Annotated in this window: 15 protein-coding genes; 9 read left to right on the top strand and 6 right to left on the bottom strand. The window is 36.7% G+C overall.

The genetic code is table 11. The features are described from left to right. Positions 1–391: 391 nt before the first annotated feature. From ACI7T6_RS04680 to ACI7T6_RS04660, 5 genes are all read left to right on the top strand, one after another. Positions 392–832 (top strand): hypothetical protein, encoded by a 441-nt coding sequence (locus tag ACI7T6_RS04680; RefSeq protein WP_404665226.1) that lies wholly within the window; start codon positions 392–394, stop codon positions 830–832. Between the two features lie 43 nt (positions 833–875). Continuing rightward, the gene (locus ACI7T6_RS04675; RefSeq protein WP_404665225.1) at positions 876–1,364 is read left to right on the top strand and encodes a hypothetical protein; all 489 of its coding nucleotides are present in this window, start codon (positions 876–878) and stop codon (positions 1,362–1,364) included. A 140-nt stretch (positions 1,365–1,504) separates the two neighbouring features. Further along, positions 1,505–3,922, top strand: coding sequence for a patatin-like phospholipase family protein (locus ACI7T6_RS04670; protein ID WP_404665224.1), 2,418 nt, complete (start codon positions 1,505–1,507; stop codon positions 3,920–3,922). Between the two features lie 533 nt (positions 3,923–4,455). Continuing rightward, on the top strand, positions 4,456–6,414 hold the full coding sequence (locus ACI7T6_RS04665) for a hypothetical protein (protein WP_404665223.1): 1,959 nt from the start codon (positions 4,456–4,458) through the stop codon (positions 6,412–6,414). 267 nt (positions 6,415–6,681) lie between these two features. Continuing rightward, on the top strand, positions 6,682–7,338 hold the full coding sequence (locus ACI7T6_RS04660; protein ID WP_404665222.1) for a hypothetical protein: 657 nt from the start codon (positions 6,682–6,684) through the stop codon (positions 7,336–7,338). Between the two features lie 40 nt (positions 7,339–7,378). Here the strand turns inward: ACI7T6_RS04660 and ACI7T6_RS04655 are convergent, their stop codons facing one another. Next, positions 7,379–7,570 (bottom strand): hypothetical protein, encoded by a 192-nt coding sequence (locus ACI7T6_RS04655; protein WP_404665221.1) that lies wholly within the window; start codon positions 7,568–7,570, stop codon positions 7,379–7,381. Positions 7,571–7,805: 235 nt separating this feature from the next. Here ACI7T6_RS04655 and ACI7T6_RS04650 point away from each other — a divergent pair, with 235 nt between their 5' ends. The 4 genes from ACI7T6_RS04650 (at position 7,806) to ACI7T6_RS04635 (ending at position 10,138) form a co-directional block, all read left to right on the top strand. Further along, entirely contained in the window at positions 7,806–8,306 is a 501-nt protein-coding gene (locus tag ACI7T6_RS04650; RefSeq protein WP_404665220.1) for a hypothetical protein, read from the top strand. Positions 8,307–8,420: 114 nt separating this feature from the next. Further along, entirely contained in the window at positions 8,421–8,543 is a 123-nt protein-coding gene (locus ACI7T6_RS04645) for a hypothetical protein (protein ID WP_404665219.1), read from the top strand. After that, positions 8,530–9,264 carry a tRNA pseudouridine(38-40) synthase TruA gene (truA, locus tag ACI7T6_RS04640; protein ID WP_404665218.1) on the top strand — a complete coding sequence of 245 codons (735 nt, stop codon included), beginning with the start codon at positions 8,530–8,532 and terminating at the stop codon, positions 9,262–9,264. Before ACI7T6_RS04645 ends, truA begins: the two co-directional genes overlap by 14 nt. After that, positions 9,260–10,138, top strand: coding sequence for a methionyl aminopeptidase (locus ACI7T6_RS04635; protein ID WP_404666137.1), 879 nt, complete (start codon positions 9,260–9,262; stop codon positions 10,136–10,138). The genes truA and ACI7T6_RS04635 overlap by 5 nt, the downstream gene beginning before the upstream one ends. Here ACI7T6_RS04635 and ACI7T6_RS04630 read toward each other — a convergent pair. The 5 genes from ACI7T6_RS04630 to ACI7T6_RS04610 form a co-directional block, all read right to left on the bottom strand. Beyond that, positions 10,135–10,731 (bottom strand): hypothetical protein, encoded by a 597-nt coding sequence (locus tag ACI7T6_RS04630; RefSeq protein ID WP_404665217.1) that lies wholly within the window; start codon positions 10,729–10,731, stop codon positions 10,135–10,137. The genes ACI7T6_RS04635 and ACI7T6_RS04630 overlap by 4 nt on opposite strands. After that, the gene (locus ACI7T6_RS04625; protein ID WP_404665216.1) at positions 10,725–12,095 is read right to left on the bottom strand and encodes a M20/M25/M40 family metallo-hydrolase; all 1,371 of its coding nucleotides are present in this window, start codon (positions 12,093–12,095) and stop codon (positions 10,725–10,727) included. The genes ACI7T6_RS04630 and ACI7T6_RS04625 overlap by 7 nt, the downstream gene beginning before the upstream one ends. A gap of 214 nt (positions 12,096–12,309) precedes the next feature. Further along, on the bottom strand, positions 12,310–13,452 hold the full coding sequence (locus tag ACI7T6_RS04620) for a hypothetical protein (protein WP_404665215.1): 1,143 nt from the start codon (positions 13,450–13,452) through the stop codon (positions 12,310–12,312). Between the two features lie 229 nt (positions 13,453–13,681). Beyond that, positions 13,682–14,794 carry a hypothetical protein gene (locus ACI7T6_RS04615; protein ID WP_404665214.1) on the bottom strand — a complete coding sequence of 371 codons (1,113 nt, stop codon included), beginning with the start codon at positions 14,792–14,794 and terminating at the stop codon, positions 13,682–13,684. A 25-nt stretch (positions 14,795–14,819) separates the two neighbouring features. After that, positions 14,820–15,980: a hypothetical protein gene (locus ACI7T6_RS04610; protein ID WP_404665213.1), complete on the bottom strand. Its 1,161-nt coding sequence runs from the start codon at positions 15,978–15,980 to the stop codon at positions 14,820–14,822. Positions 15,981–16,511: the final 531 nt, after the last annotated feature.

The following is a 16,511-nucleotide window of genomic DNA, read 5'->3' as shown; positions in this document are numbered from 1 at the left end:
ATAGTTTCTTTTACGGCACAAAAAAGAGAAAAAGTTCTTAAAGAAGCACCTGACTTAAAGAATCTTCTAGTCTCTTTGATGGCTTAAATATTAAAAACCAAAAAGAAAAAAAGAGGCGGCAAAATAAGAGTGCTTTTTCAGAAAAAATACAGAGCTAAAAAGAGGGGATAAATCGTAAAAATGGATAGGTTTTAGGGATATTTCACCTGGTAAAGTGCTCTATTTTAGGCCTAAAATGAAAGCTGGGTATTATCTGTCAACAACACAAAATGCGGTGAGTTTTAATCGTCTAATCGCTTATTTTAGTGGGCAATATGTGTCTTCTTTTGCCTAAAAGGGCAAGTTTTTTAATACTTTAAAAAAAGAAGATGTCATTTATAAACCTTAAGAGATGACAATGACAATTTACGATATTTCCCATTCTGAAGAGTCCCATGAGAGCGCATCTTCTGAACCGGAATTACCTTTTTCAAGTAGTCCAAGAGAGCGTCTCTTTTCTTCTATTGCCACAAGAGTCTTTTTTTCTCTTCTTTTTATTGCAGATGGATTTTGGGTGGTTTTTCTTTTCATCAAGCTGTTTCTTTTACTCCCTTTAAGCTTAATCACATGGGGTAGAAGTGAAAAGATTCAGCATCACTTAAGTCAAAGCTTCATCTCGTTAAGAAGAGCGTTTGTGTGCGGCATTTCCCTTTTTATCGCCTTTTTTAGTCCAACTCTTGGGATCATGGTGGCTTGTATCTATTTTCTTATGCACGATAAAGCGGGAATTGACGAGGTGGTTCCAGGCTCTTTAAAAGATCAATTTCAAGATTTTTTGAAAGATTTGAAATGAAAGATTAAAGTTGTGTTTGTCTTCATCAAAAAAGGAGTATTTTATGATGACTACAACCCCTTTAAACAAATCATTAGCTAACACCTCTCTTGTTTCTCAGGTAAAGACACCTTTTAACCCTCACATGGCATTGGGGCTACTCAAATGGGCCTCTTATTCCTTTTGTGTAGGGTTTATCCGTAGCAGGGGGAAAAGACGGATAGGCGCTAGATCAGCAGGGTATACCGCTATCGCTTGGGTTGTATATCACCTGATGATTCAAATCTTTCATCAAACAACACGGAAATTATCCCCGCTCTTAAGTAACTCGTTACAAAAAGCCTCTAAACCTCTTCCTGCACAGTATGAAAGCGCCTTCATGACACTTCTCATTGGCATTCTTCTTGGGCAAAGAAAAGTCCTCAGGTGGCACTCTAACACCTCTCTCATGGCAACAGTGATTCCTATCCTTTTACGATCTTCTTATCCAGGACTTCCCTTTGTGGCAGTGATTGCTGCCATGAAGAAGAAAAAGAAAGGAGGAAACAATTGATAGGCAATCACACAATGAGCTAGAAAAAAAAGTTGGATAAAAAATACGTATTGTAAATAATGCACCTGAAAAATGTTTACTATTACGTTTTTAAGTGGCCTTATCAGGCGTTATTTAATTTCCAGCGAGGAGCGATTTTTATGGTGAATCCAATTGTATTATCCAAGACTTACTTCCAGTCATTTAATGTAAATAAAGGTCTTATCCCTCAAGTTCTTTCCCCCTTTATTGGAGAGAGTCAGGAGAAATTTATTGAAGAGGGATCTAAGCTCCAAGAACAGGCGCTCTCTTCTGTAAAGATGGATCAAGTGACAAGGGCGCTTAAAGATCTTAAGCTTCAAGAAAGAGACATTCAAGAACTCTCTACTGGGTGTGGTAATGAAATTGCTCTTTTAACAGATCAATGCTTTGATAGACTTTTATCTGCTGATCAAAATCTTAACTGGGATGATCTTGATAAAGATCTTTTTATTCCTTTAAGAAATTCAGAGGGACTCTCTCTTTTGGGAGCTGCTGTTCAAAAAGGGGATCAAGAAAAAGTAGAAATGATTTTGCGAGAATTCAAAGATACAGCCTTAATTTCTGCTCAAGATTTCTTTGGAAGAGATGTATTACATATTGCTGCAATGGAAGGGCAAAGCGCTCTCATTCCTCTTTTAATTAATACAGGAGTAGCTAGTGTTAAGAGTAAAGATAAGGGAGGATTTACATCTCTACATTGGTCAATTCAAAAGGGAGATGCAGCCTCTACATTAGAACTTGCAAAGCTCTCCTCTTTAAGAGATGCTTGGGTCAATCCCTACACCGGGGACCGCTATTCCCCACTTGCTTTTGCAGTGATGAGAGGAGATATTGCCATTTTAGAGACGCTCATTCAAAGTGACAGATTAAAACAGCTCAATTTTCTTGAGCCGGTTCCAAAGGTTGGAAATGTGTTACATCTTGCAATTCAGTGTAATCAGTCTGAGATGTTAGCCCATCTTCTTCAAGAGAAATATGGCAAAACTCTTGAACTTCTTGAAATGACAGATCCTGTAGGAAGAACGCCTTTACAACTCGCTGCATTTTTAGGAGATCTCTACGCTATACGGTATCTATATGAGCAGTATACGCGTCTTAATGAAGGGGACTTAGAAGCAGGAGGCACAGCTGTTCATTATGCGGTGCAAGGGGGACAACCTGATGCGATTCAGTTATTAGATTATTTAGGGGCAAGCTTAGTGAGTCCAGATGATGAAGGAAGAGCTCCTTTAGCACTTTTAAGCGGCCGAAAAGACTTAACTTCTCAAGAAATAAGATGTAAAAATCTTTTAGAAACACTTCCTCGCATGAACCGAACAGCAAAAACTGCACCTCCAACTTATAGCCGCAGACCGCCTCTTAATTTAGTGTTTCAAGGAGGAGGTCCTAAGGGGTATGCCTATCTTGGGGTGCTTAAAGCACTTGAAGATCCTAATATTCTAGCTCAGTTAAGAAAATCAGAAGGAATCAGCACTGCTCAAGTAAATAATCAGCAAAATTTGATGGTGGAAGTCAAACGTGTGGCAGGAACATCTGCAGGAGCGATTACAGCAGCTCTTCTAGCAGTTGGATATAATGCAAAAGAACTTGAAGATCCTTTAAATAAAGATTTTTTTGAGCTACTGGATTTTCAAGGAGAGCTTGAGAAAAAACTCTTTCAATCGGTTCAAGATGGATCAAAAGGATCTGCAATCAAAGCACTCCTAGGAGCATATTGGAAAAATACCCACTCTTTTAACCTTATTAAGCCGGCAAAGGAGCTCTTTCATCAACTCTCAAGCACAACTGAGCTATGTGCAGGAAATGAGCTTTTACAGTGGGTAGAAGAGCTTATTAAAGCAAAGACGAAAAAAGATAACTGCACCTTTGGAGAGCTAGCTGATCTTGTCAGAAGATCTCCCTTAAAATATAAACATCTTCATGTTTTTTCCCTCAATGTCAACACAGGATCTCATTCTGAAGTCGTGAGATTTAGCTCTGAAGATACTAAGTGGAAAGATCTCATTATTGCAGATGCTGTGAGAGCCTCTGTCTCTATCCCTGGAGTGTTTACTCCTTACCATTTACGGTTTAAAAATAGTCAAGGCAAACCAAACGAAGATAAAAGCTATGGGCAATTTGTAGACGGAGGGCTAGCTCAAAATTTCCCTATCGAGGCTTTTGATGATGAGAAATACCAAGAAGATCCTCAGTTTGTAGGTCAAAAAACAAACCGAAGAACGATGGGCTTTTCTCTTCTTGAAGTGGGAGATCATGAACCAGAAACACCTTCTTCTTTAGATTCCATTAAGACTGCAAAAGAACTTGTAAAAGCAGTTACAAGCACTTACTTTCATGCAGAAGAAATCATCCGAAAATCGCTTGATACAGCACAAGGCAGAGTTGTTCAAGTAAAAGTCAAAGGAGTAACGCTTCTTGATTTTAACGTCAGTGATGAAAAGAAAAAGGAAATGGAAGCAAGTGGAAAGAAAGCTGTAGAAATATTTCTTGGTCTTAAAAGCTCTCAAGGAGAACTTGCCCTATCTTCAAAAGGGTAATCTGTAAGAAAGATTCATTTCTGTGATGTAAAGAGGTCTTTGCGTGCATAGCAAAGGCCTCTTTTCTTTTTCTATGTCTAGTGTGCATTAAGATTTTTCATCTTCAGTTAATTTTTCTCCGTAACTATTCAGATCCCCCCTTTCTTTTTCTTGAAAAAAGAGCTTTCTAATATCCCTAAATGAAATTTTTTAATAAAAAACCATGCTATTTTGGGTATTTTTCAGCAAAAAATGACATTTTAAATAGATTCACATCGCATTTGATTTTGTTAAGAAGGAGCATCTGAATAGTTACTTCTTATCTTAATTAATATTTTTCATTTATATTTTGAGAATTCTTTTCCAAGAAATTGATGTAATAGGCTCTTATTCAGAATCTTAATAAAATTTTATTATAAAATATTTCATAATTTTAATTTTTAAAAATTAATAAAAATAAGAAATTAATTTCATTGATTAATTAAATTAATATAATTTTTAATATAAAATATGTTATTAATAAAATTAATATTGAATAATAAAAGGAGCGTGATATGGGGATAAACATTCCAAATATTCATTCACAAGCTCGATCAAGTTCTGAGAGTGAAGAGAGTGATGGAGAAGCTTCTCTGAAAATCTATCAAAAAGAAAAGAAAGGCGTGATTTCTTCTTCTCAAAAAGAAGAGGCAAAAAAAACTCATATTATTGGAACAGAAACTCTATCTTCATTACTTCTTAGTTCAAATAAGAAATCCCTAGGTAAAGAGGCTCAAGCTTCTCAAGGGACTTTAAAAAAAGAAGGAATCCAAAACACATTCAACCCGCAAAGGACTTATTCAAAACCAAATAAGTTAGGATTCACTTCTCTTCAAACAACAACTACCCAAACAACCCAAAATATAAATCCAAGTTCTCTAGAGAAAGTAAAGTCAGTTCACGCTAGGAATAAATTTATTGTTCCTATTAAAAAACAGGCTCCCTTACATGATGTAATCATGCAATCACCTAAACCACAAGATAAGAAATCTGTTTCTATGCAAAATATAATATCGTTTCCAACTCATCAAGAATCGATAAAGTCTGCCAAGGAAAGAGAGGTTCTACTCACTACTACTACAAATTCATTACTGACTAATCCAATTGAAAAAAAGAGTGATTTATCCTTTAATCATCAAGAACCTAGTAAGCCTAATCTTTTACAATCGCATGAGGAGAATGCAACACCTCCTCAAAAGCCATTCTCAGGAAATATCTCAAAAATAAATGCCCCAAAGATGATTCCTTTGACTTTTGAAAAGGCGATTCAGTCTTTGGAAGCATTAATTCAATCTTCTTCTATTCCTATGAATATAGCTCTTTCTCCTAAAGAAAAATTAGAAAAAATTTTAGAGTTATTAAGAGGTTATATTGAAAATAAAATATTAACAGAGGATTTTATTCATCAGGCCTATCGTTATTTATTTAATTCAGAATTAGCTCCTTTTGTTCAAAACTATTTAGGTGAAGAGCAATCATTTATTGCACCGCATCCTGTTCAAGTGATTTACACCTTGGTTAATTGTTTAAAAGCTCTTCCTAAAGAAGCTGATTTTTCAATTATTACTGAAAAAAGCAAAGCTCATGTAAATAAAATACGTACTATTGCAAGAGATCAGGGCGTTGATTTATTCTCTATTTCACAACTTTTACAAATAAGCTCTGATCCTAAAATTATTAACTTAATTAATCATTTTGCTATTTACACAGCAACAGATTGGCTTTCATCAGACAATTTGAATCCTGTTTTTATTTTAAAAGCACAGGATTTTCACCCTCAGTGGGTTTTTAAACCGGTAATGAATTTGGAGGGAAAACAGCTAGAGCGTATGCTCTATAGAAGAGACTGTGAACACTTTGCTTTTAAAATGAATTTTCATAAACAATTTCCTATACCCGCAGTCTTTTTAATTAAAATTCGGGGGATATTAGGAACAATTCAACCCTTTATTCCAAATGCGATACCATTTAGGGATATCCCTCAAAATAAACAGGTTTTGATGTTTTCCTCATTACAAAAGCTTCTTATTTTTGACCTTCTTTTTTTAAATCATGATAGAAATGGATCAAATTTACTCTATAGAAAACAGGGGGAATTATATGCATGCTATGGAATTGATCATGAAGATAGCCTAAAACTTCAAATAGGGTCTGCTACAATGTGTCAAATTGAAATTATTGATGATGTTTCACATCATTTAAAATTTTCTGATTTAGATCATTCAGTTAGAGATCTTTTTTCGGAGAAAAATTGTACACAATATCGAGATATATTAGAAGAATGTCTAAATAATGAAAATAGGCTGACCAAATTTATTATTAATGATACAGAGAAGATGCTAGATTGGATTATTCTTATAGGAAAAATTCTTAGAGAATTAACTCTAAATATCAACAAAACTGTTGATCAAATCGTGGCACTCATTGATACAATCAAGCCTAGAGATAAAAATAAATCTTATTTGAATGATTAGAGATACCGAGTAAGTTTTTTTATATTCGGCGTCTTTCGTAATAGGTTTGCTTTATTTTTTTGAGTGTTTATGAGTTAGCACAACACGCACAGTTTTTTCACTTCATTTTAAGCTTTGCTTCCGAAACATATGCAACACACATCATATAGAAGATTGTAAATTATTCTAAATGATCGCTTAATCTGATAATTAATTGTGAATATAAATCGATTTGATATTATTTGATTGTTTTCATAAAATAAAGTTCGTTACATAGGAAAGGTTGTTATGGAGTCTAAATTATTAATTTGTCCGTACACATTTGAAGCATGGGTTAAAATGATCCCTAATTCTTACGGTAAGGCGAGAGTGGAAATTCTTGCACCTGAACTTATAGAACGTTTCACAAAACGCGGTATGAGAGTTCCTCTTCATTTACGTACAATCGAGATGCGAGAAAATGATAAAACACACTTACATCTAACCGATTTAGAAAAAAATCCAGATTATTTCACACAAATTTTTCAAGAAACTGTGTATAAAAATGAGCTATTAAAGGAAAGATTTTTTTGGAAGAATACAAATGATTATGTCGATGCTGCTTCTGAAAAAAAGCAAGTAGAAGAGAGCTGGGCAAGAGGCATTGCTGCTTTAAAAAAGAGGTGTGAAGAAGCAGAGTCAAGAGGGACAACCTTAGCAGAAGAAATTATCGATGAAGTCGAAAAGGAGTATGCAGCTAAGGAGGCAATCGCTATCTTGAACCCATCTGTAAAGCACCATATCCAAGAAATAGAAAAGCCAAAGGCCCATGTTAATAAAACAGCCTCAAAGTCTCAGGTTCCCTCTAAAATAGGGGTAGTTGCACGTCAATGCATAGGTCTTAAGAAAAAACATCACGATTTTATTGTTCCTTATAAGATGAATAATTCTTTAGAAACTCCATGAATTTCTATAGTACTTTAGTCTAAGGGCTGGTCAGGGCGTTTTATTTATCAAAATATAAGATCTTAAGTTGTTTATATTGAATATGTATGGTTTCTTTACACCTGTTTCCTAAAAACCGGTAAACAGGTCTTGATGTGAAAAACTCAAGGTTTTTAGGAACAAAGGCATTGATGTGAACCTTAAGCACATTGATATCTATGAGCTTAATAGACTCTCTATAGGAGATTTTCATGCTGAGGTCTGAAGAGATGGCCTAAAGGGGTTCCCACAAGGCCGGTATCATCTGCAAATATGAAATAGGATCTAGGTTTTTGCTTCCTGATTTCTCATATTATCCTAAGTAGTTATTGAATTTTGTATGAGAAGTGCAAAAAAACCTTCGATTAGATATATTTAGCCCAATTTCTTAAAGCCTATTTTCCCATCAAACAAAAAATCATCAAAATTGGTCTCACCTTGCGGAGAAGGTGCGGAATACAGGTTATAAGACTATTTCATCAATAAAAGGAATCAATATGGAATCTAGAGTATTAATCCATCCACGTACATGTGAAGCCTGGATTAAAATGACCCTTAATGAGCAGGGTAAGGAGCGCGTTGAAATCCTTGCATATCCGCTTATAAAACAATTGAATGAACAGGGGCTACATGTTCCTTTTGATTGCCAAACAAAAGAAATGCAAGAGAGTGGTAAGGATTATCTAACTTTTGATGATTTAGAAAAAAATCCCACCTATTTTACCTATGTTTTTAAAGAAACCCTCTATAAAAACACACTATTAAAAGAAAGATTTTATTGGAGGAGCGCTCACGATTACATTGATGCTGCCTCTGAAAAAAAGCGCACAGAAGACAGAAGAGCAAGAGTTATGATTGTTTTAAAAGAACTCTGTAATGAAGCAGAGTCAAGAGGAACAACCTTAGTACAAGAAATTATTGATAAAGCCGAAAAAAGGTTTATGAGTTAGAAAGAAACGGCTATTTTGAATCCTCTCTTAAAACGCCGTTGTTAAGAAAGAGAAGAATCAAAGATTCTTATCCCTTAAAGAACATCAGGTTATGTGTAAGACAAAGGGGACCATGTGTTAATTCAATGCCTCTCACTTAAAACAAGAGAGCGTCAAGAAGAGGGCATATACTATCTCCTACTTGCCTTAGACATTGAGAATCTCTTTTGCTATACTTATTCCCATGAACAATATTAAGCTCTTGGTTGCTTATGATGGCACATGTTACCTAGGATGGCAAAAAACAAAAGAGGGCCCAAGTATTGAAGAGAGTGTTCAAAAAGCGCTTGAGCAAATCTTAAATCACTCGGTTATTCTTCAAGCTGCCTCTAGAACAGACCGGGGAGTGCATGCAGAAGGACAGGTGATTAATTTTTTTACAGAAAAGTCTGTTGTGATGGACAGTCTTGAAAGGAGCCTCAATGCACTTCTTCCCAAAGATATTAGGGTTTTAAATGCTAAAGTGATGCCACTTTCTTTTCATCCAACACTGAGTGCTCAAGGAAAAGAGTATCACTATCACGTCTGTTTAGGGAAAGTGCAAAGCCCTTTTCATAAATTATTTTCTTGGCATTTTGTGAAACCCGTTCACTTAAGTCAGATTGAGGAAACCATTCCTTTTTTGATAGGAAGAAGAGATTTTTCAGCCCTCACCAATGAGAAGAAAGAGGATAATGTGTGTGATCTCTCTTTGATTACCGTTCACAGTTTAGAACATAACCGGCTTGTTTTTCATATCCAAGGGAACCGGTTTCTTTATAAGATGGTCCGAAATATCGTAGGAACCTTATTATATGTAGGTTGGGGTGCGATTTTACCCAGTGATATCCCCAAATTCCTTGAACTTCAAGACAGAAAAAAGATGGGAGTGACAGCTCCTGCTCACGGTCTTAGCTTAAAAAGAGTGTTTTATGATTGAACGAAATAGTATGTGCTGGTGTGGAAAAAATGCCAAATGGAAAAAATGTCACTACCCTTTGATGCCAGCATCGGATGCAAAAGCAGTTGCCCAAGAGTACAAAAAAAAATATGGGATCTTAGTCAAAACCCCTGAGCAGATTAAAGGGATTAGAAAGGCGTGCATCTTTGCAGCGAATGTTTTAAAAGAGCTCTGTGATGCAGCTCAAGAGGGCGTAACAACCAATGCAATCAATGAACTCGCAGAAAAACGGTGCAAAGAAGCTGGCGCTATTTCTGCTTGTTTAGGATACGGCTCACCTCCTTTTCCTAAAAGCATCTGCACCTCTTTAAATGAAGTGATCTGTCACGGTATTCCAAACGATACACCTTTACAAAAAGGGGATATCATTAACATTGATTTTGCGTGTAAAGTGAATGGCTTTTGTGCTGATTGTAGCGCTATGGTGATGATTGGACAAGTTAATGAAGAGAAGCAAAGAGTTGTAGATGTGTCTTACGAGTGCTTAAGAAGAGCCATTGCTATTGTAAAACCGGGTGTTTTTGTATCAGAGATTGGGAGAGTGATTGAAGAGTATGCAAGATCTCAAAACTGCTCTGTTGTAGATCAGTTTGTAGCGCATGGAGTAGGCCTTGAGCTTCATGAAGAGCCTCAAATTCCTCACCATTTTAATGATATCGATATTCCTCTTGTAGAAGGCATGACCTTTACCATCGAGCCGATGATTAATGCAGGAGTAAGATCGGGGTTTTTTGATAAAAAAGATAAATGGACTGTCAGAACCTCTGATTTAAAACCAAGCGCTCAGTGGGAGCATACACTTGTTGTCACCAAAGATGGCGTTGAAATCCTCACACTTCCCTCGGTATCTTAGAGCTTTTTAGGCTCTTTGGATTTGAGGAGCTGCTTTAAAATGTGAAGCTCTTTGCGCATGACATCTCTTGCCTCTTCAGCTCTTGTGATCTTGTCGTAAAGATGACGCGGATTACAAGAGCAGTGAATCTGAGAGGAAAGAGCCTCTTTGGTTAATCCAAAAAGATCAGGCTCAAGCTTTTGTAAAGAGAGCATACAGATTTTTCGCTCTTGGGTGATGAGCTCTTCACTCATATGATGAAGCTCTTTTCTTAAGTGCTCTGTTTCTCTTTGATGAATTTCTGAGAGCTTTTGATACGCAACGCACCTCTCTTCTGAAAGCCCAGCTTGTTTAGTGATTTTATGCATTTGTTGATGAAGAGTATCAATTGTTTGAGAGGCTCTATTTTCCACCTCAGCAAGCTTCATTTGCCATAATAGATGCTCTTCTTCTTTAGATAAAGCCGATTTACTTGTTTGAATACACGAGATGAAAAGAGAGAGGGCCGCAGTGATCATCATGCTTAAGATCCAAAAAGGCGTAAAAAATCCTTGAGCAAACGTCATCTCTGCTACGGTAAGTAGCAGTAAGAAAAGAGAGAGCAGTTTTAACATTCCGAGAGGTTTCCTAAAATTGTTGCCATCGTTAAAAATCCTTTTCGAAGTTGTTCTAGACCAAAGTGTTCATTAGGAGCGTGCATTTGATCTGAATCTAAGATCATTCCCATCATGACCACTTCTGCATTGCAGCAAGCAGCAAGATCTGTCACAAGAGGGATCGATGCCCCTGAGAGGATTTTTTGGCACGGCTTTTCAAACACTTCAGTATAAGATTTTGCACATACAAGAGCAAGAGGTGTGTTTGATGACGATCTTACAGCAGGGGCTCCTGAGTCGTAATGAAGTGTTAGCGTGATGCCTTTGGGGGCGTGCTGCGCTAAAAACTCCTGAATTAAGGCAAAAATCTTTTCCGGGTTTTGATGAGGAACGAGTCTACATGAAATTTTAGCAGACGCTTTAGAAGGTATGACTGTTTTAAAGCCAGGCCCTGTATAGCCCCCTGTGATTCCATTAATTTCAAAGGTAGGAAGGAGTGTATTTTTCTCCCATAGCATCTCACTTGTATCTCCTTGAAACGCTTGAAGTCCAAACTGCTTAGTTAAATAAGCTGTATCAACCTCTTTAAACATATCCCTTTCTTCTTCCGTTGAAAGTTTAGCAATACCTTCATAAAATCCAGGAATGATAACTCTTCCTTGATCATCAAAGCATTTGGCAAGCAAGGTCACAAGCGCTTGGTTAGGATTTAAAGCGATACCTCCTAAAGCCCCTGAATGAAGATCGACAGTAGAATTTGAGCAAACAACTTCCATGGTAAGAAGTCCTCTTAATCCAATGGTAATAGCTGGCGTGTCAATAGAGGGTATTAACGTATCTACAATGAGGAGATAATCCGATTGAAGCTCTTGTTGTTTACTCTTTAAAATTAAACGAGACCCTACGCTTCCGCACTCTTCTTCCCCTTCAATGAAGAGTTTAATATTAAGTCCAAAAGAAGAGAGCTCTTGATACGCTTTAAGAGCAGTGAGTGTATACATCAGCTGACCTTTATTATCAGAGGCTCCTCTTGCATAAATGGCATTGTCTTTGAGTAGAGGTTCAAAAGGAGGGCTACTCCATTCCTGTAAAGGGTCAGTGGGTTGCACATCATAATGGTGATAAATGAGAAGAGTGGGTTTTGAAGGGCCCACTTCATACGAGGCAAAGATGACAGGATGTTTAGCAGTTTCCCACTTTTCCACCTTAAAATGCATAGATTTAAGTTGATCCATGACAAACTCAGCAGCCTCTTGAATAGAGTCTTTATAACTTGGATCGGTGCTAATCGAGGGGATCTTTAATAAGGATATATAATTGTCTAAGATCCAAGGGAGGTGATCTTGATACCATGTGTTTAAGTGCTGAAGAGTGATTTTCATAAGGCCTCAAAATAGGTGTGGAGGAAACAATAGCTTTTTTTCTCATTTTAGGCTCTTTTTTTGACACACTTTTTTCAAGAAGGGCTTAAAAAAAGAGCAAAATGATTTTGAGATAGGTTGCTAAAGGCTCCTTCAAAGAGAAATCAGGAGACTTATCAACAAAGTATCCTTGATCCTCAATAATGCATACATAGTATTAAGCATCTCTAAGGATTTATAGCGCATTATAAAATTTTCTAGTGAGTGTGCAATGTTGTGGAATAAATTCTCTCTTCTCATACCAATCTTGAAGAGGTTTTTGAATCACTTCTGCATTTTTGGGAGAAATCTTTTCTTTTATAATAAAACTGCTTAACGAGTAAACATATCTGATTTTGTTATGAAAGGGAATAAACTGACTTAAAACATAGGCGATAAACGCAAACCGCTCTTCCCGAGATAAAAGAGATTCATTTCCTGCAAGATAGCCAGCAAGTGTTTCAATAGGGTGGTTAGTAAACGTTTGCCCCTTTTCAATAGAGGCTTTGATTTCATCTGCCTTAAGGCCATCAATTAAATGAGAATTAGCTAAAAGTTGTTCAATGGTATTGAAAATGACATGCGCATTTTCCGTGATGAGCTTTACTGTGCTTTGTTCATGACTCATCTGATGAATGGGGGTATCGCATCTAGAACAGGGATGTAAATCCCTAAGAGAAGAGGAGCTATTTTTTTGCATCATAAGAGATAAGGCAAAAAAGTCAAATACATGTCCGCAATTAGCTTTTACGGGAAAAGCCATGATTTCATGAGAATGGGAGCACTCCCAGTCAAAAGCCTCAATTTTATCATCTAGAAATAAATTTAAAATAGCCCGTGCTTTAGCTGATTCTTGATCAGATTTTGGCACGCCGTGCTGCTTTGCAAGAGATACTTGAATGGGATAGCAGATTTCGTAGAGCATCTTAAGGGCAAAACTTCCTATCACAGCAACCCCAGCTCCGATAAGCGCTCCCTTTAAATAGGGACTATTTTGAAAAGAGATAGAATGCTGAGCTTGATTCCAAAGAATATGCCCCTGTTTTTTAAGATCTGTGTAGATTTTATTTTTTATGGCTAGCGGCTGATGATCCAGCCTACCTAGTATAAACTTTGCGCTGGCTAAGATCACGCCTCCAGCTCCTATGACTAATGATCCAAACAAAGGGGCTGTTTTCATAGAGTTTTTGAATACGGTATAGATAAAAGAGGGGTCTCTTTTCCATCTGTATTGAAGAGAGCTGGCCCCTCCTCTAAAATCCAGTTCAAACGCTGTAAAAGGGGGTAACTCCAGTAAAGTATTCTTGGGAAGTGCTGAAGAGGTAGCTGAAACTGTCATTATAAACTCCTAAATGGATAAAATAAATTTCTTACAGGTGTATACATCATATCTTTCAATAAAAATAGATGCGCATTTGCCATTTAAATGATTTTTCTGCAAATCATGCGAAAAATCAGGCTTGGTTTTTTTGAAAATAGGTTTTTCAAGACATCACTGTTTTCATCATATTTGCACAACATGCCTTAAGTCTCTCACTGATTTGGTAAAGACCCTATGTTGATGGTAGCTAATCGATTTGCTCAGCGAAAAACCTAGCCACTCTAACTGCTGTAGAGGCGATAATATGGCGTCCCCATGCAGTATTGAGAAAGATGATGCCTCCTACCATTTTGCTTAAAGTGATGACGCCTTTTGCATCTTGGGCACTAAGACCAAATCGCATAGGAAATTTCTCAATGGCAATCACTCCTTGACGAAAGAGACCTCGGTGCTTAATGGCAAGATAGATTAACGTTACACTTAATGCTAAAAGAATGGGTGTCAGTGTAATTTTTGCAGCAAGCTTTCTTCTCTTTGACAAAATCTCTTGCTCAAAAGTTGGGATGGTCACCAAATGCGTAAGAGGACTCTCAGGATTAAGGGCTCTATTTTCTAGGTCTTTAGCAAACGCTTCTTCAAACCATTTAAAAGCTCTTTTATCACGTTCTTGATAAAGTTTTTGCATATATGCGAAGTAGATATCTTTTTCAGACAGGTCATAGGATAGATGCTTACAGGCTAAAGGCAATCCTTTATTGACTGCTTGTGTAATATCCTCTAAATTAGCTTTACTTTTAAAATCTGGAGGCCCCATCTCTTCATATACCTGTTTCTCAAAATAGATGGCAAGGCGTCCGGTAATGCGGTTCATAAAGAACCTTTCTGCATCAGTTACCTCATTATTATTACGGTATGCTCCATCATAGAGAAATGCTCGATCAACGCAGGGCTCATTCACTAACTTAGGGGCTTTTTCTTTCACAATTTGAAAAAGTTTTGAAATGCTTTCTAAAGAAATGAGCGATGAAAGATGCTGGTCCACATAATACCCTTCAATCCATTCCTGTGCATTACAGCTAAAACTTGATTGAAGAAACCCTTTCATAATATGAGCCGTCATCTTTTCAGGGCTTTCTGGTTTAGGGATGAATCTAAACGCTTCTTTAGATTCTAAAAGTCTAGTTTGATTAAAGATGTCAATGGGGTAAGTGGGAACTTTAACATCTTTCATCAAGAAATGTTCCCTATCTTTATCACTCGCAAAAGAATTCTTAAAGACTTTGTCAAATTCTCTTTCAAAGGAGAATAAGGGATCAAATAACCTTGATATTCTTTGTCCTAAAGAACCAATAAAATGCATAAATAACCTCTAAACTTCCTATGATTTATAACGCATTATAAAATTTTCTAGCAAGCGTGCAATTTTGTGGAATAAATTCCCTTTTCTCATACCAATCTTGAAGAGATTTTCGAATCATTTCTGCATTTTCTATAGAAATTTTTTTTTCTGTTTGAAGTCGATTAAGAGTGTCGCTACTCAAATAATAAACTTGGCGAACATTGTAATGAAATCTATTAAACTGGCTTAAAATATAGGCCGCAAGTGCAAAGAGCTCTTCCCTAGATAAAAGCGTTTCATTCCCCGCAAGATAGCCAGCTAGTTCTTCAATAGGACGATTGATAAAGGTTTGTCCCTTTTCAACAGAGATTTTGATTTCATCTGCATTAAGGCCATCGATTAAATGAGAACGCACTAAAATTTGTTCAAGCTTATTAAAAATGATATGAGCATTTTCAGTAATAGGCTTAATTTTTTGTTGCTCGCGGCTTATCTGGTAAATGGAGGTATTACATAGAGGACATGGATGTAAATTGTTAGGAGCATTTAGAGGGCTATTTTGCATCATGAGGGATAAGGCAAAAAATTCAAAAACATGCCCGCAATTAGTAGCTACTGGAAAAGCCATAATCTCTTGAGAAATAGGGCACTCCCAGTCAAGAGCCTCAGCTTTATTTTCTAGAAACAACTTTAAAATAGCCTGCGCTTTTGCCGATTCTTGATGAGATTTTTGCAGGGCTTGCTGCCTTGCAATAGACACTTTGATCATGCGGTGTGAGCCGTACAGCATGCCAAAGGCAAAACCTCCTACGGCGCCAATTCCAGCTCCTGTCAGTACTGCTTTTAAATAGGCATTATCTGGAAAAAGGATGCGACTTTCTGCTCTATTCCAAAGAATTTGTCCCTGTTTTTTAAGATCCGTATAGATTTTATTCTTAATAGCAAGTGGCTGAGCATCGAGCTTATTGAGTACGAATTTTGTACCGGCTGTGATCAGCCCGCCAGCTCCCATCCCCAGTGTACCAAACCAGCTTGCCGTTTTTACGCAATCTTTGAAGATGGTATAGATAAAAGAGGCATCTCTTCTCCATGCATATTGAAGGGAGCATGCACCTCCCTTTAAATCGAGTTCAAACGTAACAAAGGGGGGCAAATCGTTTAAAGTGGTCTTAAAAAGTATTGCTGAAGAGGAAGCTGGAACTACCATAATAAACTCCTAAATGGGTGAAATGGATTGCTAACTTATTTGGCAGGAATATAAAAGCCTTCTGTAATATTTTCAATCTATTTAATTTATTAAATGTTTTTTATATTTACGTTTATTTTTAATAAATGTGAAATATGATTGTTTTAATTGTGATTTTTATCGAAAAACAATAAAACTAAAGAGGCCTGGCTTTTTGGAAAAAAACTGGTAGAGGATCAGAAAATTCTCTTTTTTTCCTAAATCTTGAGAGGCATTTGAAGCGTTAAGGGATAAAAAGCTGATAAAGATCAAGTGATGTGCAGTAGTGTTGGATAAAGGCGCTATTAAAACTTCTAAGAACATCTTCTTACTCTTGAGAAGAGAGGACGCATTTTTACAGATTAAACAAAAATATGTATATTTATCTTTGATAAGCTGCAGCAGTCTTGAAAGAGTGATTGATTTTGTCTTTCAAGGAGCGTAAAATCATTTTATCTTAAAGCTTTACCCTTTAATTAAAGCACAAGAAGAGATTGTATCAGACAAGGAAAC

The sequence above is a fragment of the Rhabdochlamydiaceae symbiont of Dictyostelium giganteum genome (genome assembly GCF_964291045.1).
In the GTDB taxonomy this organism is placed as follows: Bacteria; Chlamydiota; Chlamydiia; order Chlamydiales; family Rhabdochlamydiaceae; genus PALSA-1444.
Note: the sequence above shows the minus strand (reverse complement) of the source record. Positions and strands in the feature narration are given on the sequence as shown.